At 64.5% G+C, this 3,113-nt stretch carries 5 protein-coding genes; all 5 read left to right on the top strand.

Translation table 11 applies throughout. The features are described 5' to 3' along the window. Nucleotides 1-246: monovalent cation/H+ antiporter complex subunit F (locus ABYA88_RS15920; RefSeq protein ID WP_373188367.1), on the top strand; the 246-nt coding region annotated here is incomplete at its 5' end. Next, nucleotides 239-577, top strand: coding sequence for a cation:proton antiporter (locus tag ABYA88_RS15915; RefSeq protein WP_373188366.1), 339 nt, complete (start codon nt 239-241; stop codon nt 575-577). The genes ABYA88_RS15920 and ABYA88_RS15915, both read left to right, overlap by 8 nt. Next, the gene (locus ABYA88_RS15910) at nt 567-1,475 is read left to right on the top strand and encodes an MnhB domain-containing protein (RefSeq protein WP_373188365.1); all 909 of its coding nucleotides are present in this window, start codon (nt 567-569) and stop codon (nt 1,473-1,475) included. Before ABYA88_RS15915 ends, ABYA88_RS15910 begins: the two co-directional genes overlap by 11 nt. Beyond that, nucleotides 1,472-1,777, top strand: coding sequence for an NADH-quinone oxidoreductase subunit K (locus ABYA88_RS15905; protein ID WP_373188364.1), 306 nt, complete (start codon nt 1,472-1,474; stop codon nt 1,775-1,777). The genes ABYA88_RS15910 and ABYA88_RS15905 overlap by 4 nt, the downstream gene beginning before the upstream one ends. Further along, a partial coding sequence (locus ABYA88_RS15900; RefSeq protein WP_373188363.1) for a complex I subunit 5 family protein occupies nt 1,774-3,113 on the top strand: 1,340 nt, incomplete at its 3' end. The genes ABYA88_RS15905 and ABYA88_RS15900, both read left to right, overlap by 4 nt.

The raw sequence follows: 3,113 nt of genomic DNA, 5'->3' as shown, positions 1-3,113 counted from the left end.
CTGCTCGCCGCCATCTTGCTCCTAAGCATCGCCGCAGGACTCTGGCGGGTGGTGCGCGGCCCGACACGCGCCGACCGCCTGCTCGCCGTGCAGTTGTTCGGCACCACCGGCGCGGCGATCCTGCTATTGCTGGCCCACAGTCAGGGTCAGCCCGCACTGATCGAAGCCGCCCTGGTGCTGGCTCTGCTCGCCGCCGTGGTCAGCGCCGCACTGGTGCAACTGATGCGCCGGAGACCTCATGCCTGAGCTGACTGTATGGATGGCCTTGCTGAGCTGGCCCTTCCTGCTCGGCGGGATGTTTTTCTTTGTTGCCGGCACGCTCGGGCTGTTGCGCTTTCCCGACGTGTACAGCCGCCTGCATGCGGTCACCAAAGCCGACACCCTGGGGCTGGGTTTGCTGGTGGTGGGGCTGTCGCTGCGCAGCGGCAGCTGGCACTCGGCGGCATTGATGCTTCTGGTATGGCTGCTGATAATGGCGTCAGGGGCCACAGCGTGTCAGTTGCTGGCGCGCTATCAGAGGGAAGCCGATAGCGACGCAGCCGAGTCAGAAACGGAGCAGTCATCCGATGCCCGTTGAGCTGATTTTCGATGTGATATTGGTCCTGCTGCTGCTCGGACTCGCCGGCGCGGCGCTGCATATACGCGGACTCTATACCGCGATCGTGCTGTTTATCGTGTTTGGCCTGCTGCTGGCAATTACCTGGGCCAGGCTTGGCGCTGTCGACCTGGCTCTGGCCGAAGCCGCAATCGGCGCCGGACTGATTGGCGTCATGTTGCTGGCTGCGCTGGCCCGTAGCGAGGCGGAACCGCATGTGCGCTCGGGCCGGTTATTGCTCGCTGCCAGCGGCCTGGCGGCACTGCTGGCTCTGGCCCTGCTCGGCCGCGCTGTGTGGCCGCTGGCAGCGGATACCGCCGCGCTTCCGGCGCTGGTCAAGCTGCAGATGGACAACAGCGGGGTAAGCCACCCGGTTACCGCAGTGCTGCTGAATTTCCGCGCGTGGGACACCCTGCTGGAGCTGATCGTATTGCTGTTGGCGCTGCTTGGTGTACGTCAGCTGGGTCGCTCGGAAATGCTGCTGCCCGCGGCCTGGCCGTTGTTACGCACATGGAGCAAGTTGCTCGCCCCGCTGACCATCGTTATCGGCGGCTATCTGTTGTGGCGTGGCAGCGCAGCGCCTGGCGGCGCCTTCCAGGCCGGTGCCGTGCTCGCCGCCGGCGCAGTAATGCTCAACCTCGCCGGTCTGCTGCCGAGGATCCGCTGGCAGAACTGGCTGATGCGCGCCCTGATACTGGGCGGTATCACGGTTTTCGCGCTGGTCGCGGCCGCCACCCACTGGCTCGGCGCCGGCTGGCTGGACTATCCGGCGAGCTGGAGCAAACCCCTTATCGTGCTGATTGAGGTAGCCGCCACACTGTCGATCGCGACCAGCCTGACCCTTCTAGTGATCGGCGAAAGCGAGCAACCTTCCCCATGACCAGCCTCTCGATCTATCTGCTCGGCGGGGTCGCCCTCTGGGTACTCGGCCTGCATGCCTTGTTGCTGCAACGCAGTGCATTGCGCCGCATCATGGCCGTCAATGTGATGGGTAGTGGGGTATTCATGGTCATGGTCGCGCTGGCAAGCCGGAGCGCGCCTATCGACCCGGTACTGCAGGCACTGGTGGTCACCGGCCTTGTTGTGTCTGCCAGCGCCACCGCCTTTGCGCTGCGTCTGGCAACTGCCGGCCAGGATGATGATGCTGCAGAGAAAGACCGCACGGCACGGGAGCACACATGAGTGCAGCGCTGCTCAGCCTGCTGATCCCGTTGTTTACCGCCCTGCTGCTGTTACTGCTGCGGGTACGCGCTGGCGGCCTGGTAATCTTGGGCAACGCCGTCAGTCTGGGGCTTGCGGCCATAGCGCTGCGCACGGTGGTTACCGAAGGCACGCAGCAACTCGAGCTTGGCGGCTGGGACGTACCGCTAGGAATACGCTTTGAACTCGGCCCACTGACAGCAGTGCTACTGGTCTTCACCGCGATGATCCACTTGCTGGTTGCGGTGTATGCCGAACGCAGCCGCCACAGTCAGACGCGCGATACCGATTTCTGGCCATTGTCGTGTCTTTTGCATGCCAGCCTGGCCGCCCTCTGGCTGTCCCGCGACCTGTTCAACTGGTACGTCACGCTGGAGCTTCTTGGCCTGGTCGCGGTGGCTATGGTGATCCTCTCGGGGCGCAAGGCACAGGTGCCTGCAATGCGCTATCTGTTGCTGTCACTGGCCGCGTCGCTGTGCTACCTGCTCGGCGTAGCAATACTCTACGGACAGTACGCCGTGCTGGATATTCGCCTGCTGGCAGAGATAGTAACCGACGACCGCGGGACGCGCCTGGCGCTGCTGCTGCTCACCCTGGGGCTAATGCTCAAGGCCGCGCTCTGGCCGCTGCATCAGTGGTTGCCTGCAGCCCACGCGGCTGCCCCCACGGCTGTCAGCGCACTGCTATCGGCCCTGGTGGTCAAGGGTCCGCTGTTCATCCTCTGGATGCTGTGGGACAACATCGCTCCACCCGAACTCGCCAGGCAGGCGGGTAGTTTCTTTGCTGTTGGCGGTATAGCTGCACTGGTCGGCGGCGGCTGGGCGGCACTGCGCACACCCTGGATCAAGGTCCTGGTGGCCTACTCGACCGTTGCACAACTGGGTTATGCGCTGCTCGCGCTGGGCCTGTTGCTACGCTGGCAGGATCCAACCATGTCCACTGCCCTGTGGCTGTTCGTGATTGCCCACGGCCTGGCCAAGGTCTCGATGTTCCTGGCCGCTGGCGAGATGCAGGCAACGCTCGGCAGCCGCCGGGTAAGCGCATTGAAGGGTGCCAGCCAGACCATGCCGATCGCGATGTTCGCGTTCGCAGTTGCCGGTGGCAGCCTGGTCGGCCTGCCCCCCAGCGGCGGCTTTGTGGCCAAATGGGTACTGCTGCAGCCGCTGTTTCTGCAGCCCGCAAACTGGCCGTGGGCGCTGGGAGTCCTCCTCGGCACCCTGGCCAGTGCCGGTTATGTATTCCGCGTGGTGGCCATTGCCTTCGACCGGGCTGAGCCGACCCCGCCCGATTACAATCCTGATACCTCCGCCCAGTGGCT

This window comes from Halopseudomonas sp. (genome assembly GCF_041579695.1).
In the GTDB taxonomy this organism is placed as follows: Bacteria; Pseudomonadota; Gammaproteobacteria; order Pseudomonadales; family Pseudomonadaceae; genus Halopseudomonas.
This window is presented reverse-complemented; position numbering and strand designations above follow the sequence as displayed.